Genomic DNA, 3,712 nt, shown 5'->3' with positions numbered 1-3,712 from the left:
TGGACGGCAAATACCTGCTCTCCAGCTCGGACCCCGACCTGAGCGCGGAGGAGATCGCGCTCGGCTACAAGAACCTGCGCGAAGCCGAACGCTCCTTCCGCGACCTGAAGACCACCTTGGAGCTGCGCCCCGTCTTCCACCGGCTCGAGCACCGCATCCGCGCCCACGCGATCGTCTGCTGGCTCGCGCTGCTCCTGATCCGGATCGCCGAACGGCAAAGCGGCCGCAGCTGGCGGCGGGTCGCGACCGAGCTGCAACGCCTGCACCTCGTCACACTCGAAGGCGCCGCCGGCGCCATCCAACAGACCACGGCACCGAGCGCGCCTCAGCAGGCGATCCTGGCCGCGCTCCAGATCGAGCCGCCGCCCCGCATCACCGCCCTCGAACCAGCCTGACGGCGCCCCTCACCGGCCGCCCGCTGTAGGCACACGGCTGCGACACCGCTCGACTGAAGAAGTCCCTGCTAACGCGCCGTTTCTACGCCGGATGAGCGCCCATCAACTGCGGAACTCGGGTCCAGCCGGCGCGGCAGTTCGGCCATCAGCTCGTGTGCCCAGGTCGTCGGAGCCTCGTTGCTGAAGGGGCCGGCGCTGAAGCGCAAGTCGAAACGGTGTCGCCGTGCGCTCAGAGTCGGGCTCATGCTCGGCAGCGACGGCAGCTCGCGAACGGTCAGCTCATCCCAAGTCTGCGCTACACCGCCGCGCTGGATGCGGACGGCAGCCTCGACCCAGCGCGCAAGCTCTGCGCCGAGATCCTCTTCCACTCTCACAGTTGCCATACAAAGAGCGTATCGCCCGAGGTTGACAGCTTTCGACGTACGCGATCAGTCGGAGGTCTCGACCCCTTCGGTAGTCGGCGGGTTCGGCCATGCCTCGCGTAGTGCCCGCAACTCCTCGTCCGAGAAGTCGAGCGCACCGCGGACGGCGATCATGGTCGTGTCAAAGGCGCGGACGCCGTCGCGCCGGGGCGAAAGGAGAACGCCGACGGTCGTCAGGTCATCGGCCGCACCGCGCACCTGCGCGTGGTCGTAGTGGCGCAGTTGCACCCACCAGCTGAAGAGGTCGCGGTGCATGTCGGAGAATTGCGAGCAGACGCCGAAGGCAAGGTGGACGCGTTCGAGACCGCCGACGAAGCGGCGCAGCCTCCATTCGGTCGCCTCCGGGCCGACATCGACGACCGCAGCGAGCCCGTCCTCGAGGAAGTGGCCGATCTCGGCGCGGTAAGTCACCGGCAAGCGGTCAAGCTCGGCGAGGACCGCAAGCCGGTTCCCTTCGTCGACGTCGGGCGCTGGCGTGATCGCGATGTCCTCGAAGATCGAGCGGACGAGCAGGTGCGGGCGGGCGTCTTCGGGCGGCACCGCCAATGGCAGGAGCGGCGTCGCGATGGTCAGTCCGCTTGGTCCGACGAGCGCGGGGTCGATCTTGTCGGGCTCGGCTTGGTGGTCGGCCATCGCCAGTTCGTAGTAGCGAACCGGCTCTCGACCGAGTTCAACCGGGTCCCCGACGACGCGCTCAAGGTAGGTCGCGACCGCGTGGGTCGACTTGAGCAGCTCGAAGAGGAAGTTCCAGTCGCGCCGCAAGATGACCACCGCCGGCGCCTGCGAATCGAACGGCGCCGGCGCGACTGCCGGCGGATCGGGATGATCGATCACGACGACGGAGATCCACCTCAGGTTCGCGCCGTCGACCCTGACCGTCCGCCCGCGCGCGTTCGTGAGGTCGACCGGCTGTGACCGTAGGCGCCGAATCGTGCCGCGCGCCTGTGACAGCGCCGACCCCGCCTGCTTCTTGACCCAGCGGCGCTCCCGCGCGGCATCGTCGCTCGGCGCCGTCCGGCTCTTGACCTGCACGACAACGCCAACGGAGCCGACGATGAGCAGGTTGTCGCCGAGCTCGCGCGTGCCTTGTCCGACCTCGATCTGGTGACCACGGTACGTGAAGTCGGGCAGACCCCAGATCGCCGCCGCCTCGTGGACTGCCTCCTCGGCCGCTTGGCCTTGCGTGACGTCGGACGGCAGCGGCCAAGCGTTGGGGATGCGACGGACGAGGACGCCTGTCGGAGTCTCGACCATCAGCGTCAGCTCCGCGTCTTCGGCGGGCTCGCCTCCCGCCCACGCGCGCGCCGTACGCGCGTTGATCTCATCCCTGATCCACCGCATGGTTGAGTCGGCTCCGTCCGATGCCGGGTTGAGAATGACCTCCTGAGCAGGGCCTTTGTGGCTGTATAGGGCAGCCGGGGCCCGGCGTCAGGAGGTCACCTGGATGGTGCACGAAGAAGAGCCGGTTGTGTTGGACCGGTTGGAGGTCTCCTTCGACGACGAGCGGCTCGTTTCCGACGCGGGGATCGTGTTGGTGGCGTCGCTCGCTGAGCGGCTCGGGATCGAGCGGCTCGCGCAACGGTTCGTCAGGTTGCGGCCGGATCGTCCCGGTGCGCGCAACGCCGGCCGGAAGGTGATGTCGCTGGTGTACGCGATGCTGCTCGGCGCCGACTCGATCGATGACTGCGACTTGTTGCGCTCCGGGAGGACGCGCAGGCTCCTCGGCGGCTGGGTCGCGGCGCCCTCGACGCTGGGGACGTTTCTGCGCGCGTTCACGTTCGGGCATGTGCGCCAGCTCGACCGGCTGCTCGCCGAGGCGCTCCAGCGTGCCTGGGCGGCGGGCGCAGGGCCCGGTGCTGAGCGGCTCGTGATCGACGTCGATTCGTTCGTCGGCGAGGTGCACGGCTACCAGAAGCAGGGCGCCGCGTTCGGCTACACCAGAGTGCGCGGCTACCACCCGCTCGTCGCCGCCCGCGCCGGCACGCGCGAGCTGTTGCACCTGCGGCTGCGGAAAGGCTCGGCCAACACCCAGCGCGGCATCCTCCGCTTCAGCGAGGAGCTGATCGCCCGCGTGCAGCGCGCCGGCGCGACCGGGCCGAAACTGCTGCGAGCCGATTCCGGCTTCTGGAACGTCAAGCTGATGGAGCGGCTGGAGCAGGCGGGCTGGCTGTACTCGATCGGCGTCCGCATGACGAAACCAGTGGCCGCGCTCGTCGCCGCGATCGCCGAGGACGCCTGGCAGACGATCCCCGACTACCCGGCCACAGGCCAGGCGCAGATCGCTGAGACCACGCTCGGCGGGCGACGGCTGATCGTGCGCCGCGTCCGCACCCTCGCCGCGCAGACAGAGCTGTTTCCCGACTGGCAGCACTTCCCCTTCCTCACCAACCGCACCGACGAGCTCGCCCTGGTCGAAGCAGAGCACCGCGACCACGCCGTGATCGAGCAGGTCATCCGCGACCTGAAAGAACAAGCATTGGCGCACTTCCCCTCGGGTCAGTTCAACGCCAACGCCGCCTGGACCGTAATCGCCGCGCTCGCACACAACCTGCTCCGCTGGACCGAACTGCTCGGACCACCCCAACCCGTCCTCCGTGCCGCCCACAGCGTCCGCCGGCGACTGCTCGCATTGCCGGGCCGACTCACCAGCCACGCCGGCCGCTTCACACTGCACCTGCCAGCACGCTGGCCCTGGCAGCACGACTTCGTCGAAGCGCTCGAGCGGATCCGAGCACTGCCGGCTGCCGCCTGAACAGGCAGCGCCCTCACCAAACCGAGCCCGGCACCGCCGCACGACGATCAGCGCTGCCCACGAACGACCGATCGCGCCCGCATCGAGACGCTCGCTGCCATCGACCGGCCCCGACAACGACGCCAAAGCAATCCCCGCCCCCC

General features: G+C 69.1%; 4 protein-coding genes. 2 read left to right on the top strand and 2 right to left on the bottom strand.

The window, feature by feature from the left end; all coding sequences use genetic code 11:
• Nucleotides 1–395: IS1634 family transposase (locus tag Gocc_RS16460; protein WP_422718006.1), on the top strand; the 395-nt coding region annotated here is incomplete at its 5' end.
• Nucleotides 396–463: 68 nt separating this feature from the next.
• Here the strand turns inward: Gocc_RS16460 and Gocc_RS15475 are convergent.
• Nucleotides 464–778, bottom strand: a complete 315-nt coding sequence (locus Gocc_RS15475; protein ID WP_114797481.1) for a hypothetical protein — start codon at nucleotides 776–778, stop codon at nucleotides 464–466.
• A 45-nt stretch (nucleotides 779–823) separates the two neighbouring features.
• Nucleotides 824–1,651 carry a hypothetical protein gene (locus Gocc_RS15855; protein ID WP_147281356.1) on the bottom strand — a complete coding sequence of 276 codons (828 nt, stop codon included), beginning with the start codon at nucleotides 1,649–1,651 and terminating at the stop codon, nucleotides 824–826.
• A 634-nt stretch (nucleotides 1,652–2,285) separates the two neighbouring features.
• On the opposite strand from Gocc_RS15855, the gene Gocc_RS15465 reads away from it, so the two are divergent.
• The gene (locus Gocc_RS15465; protein WP_181813749.1) at nucleotides 2,286–3,569 is read left to right on the top strand and encodes an IS1380 family transposase; all 1,284 of its coding nucleotides are present in this window, start codon (nucleotides 2,286–2,288) and stop codon (nucleotides 3,567–3,569) included.
• Nucleotides 3,570–3,712 lie beyond the last annotated feature (143 nt).

Source organism: Gaiella occulta, from assembly GCF_003351045.1.
Classification (GTDB): domain Bacteria; phylum Actinomycetota; class Thermoleophilia; order Gaiellales; family Gaiellaceae; genus Gaiella; species Gaiella occulta.
This window is presented reverse-complemented; position numbering and strand designations above follow the sequence as displayed.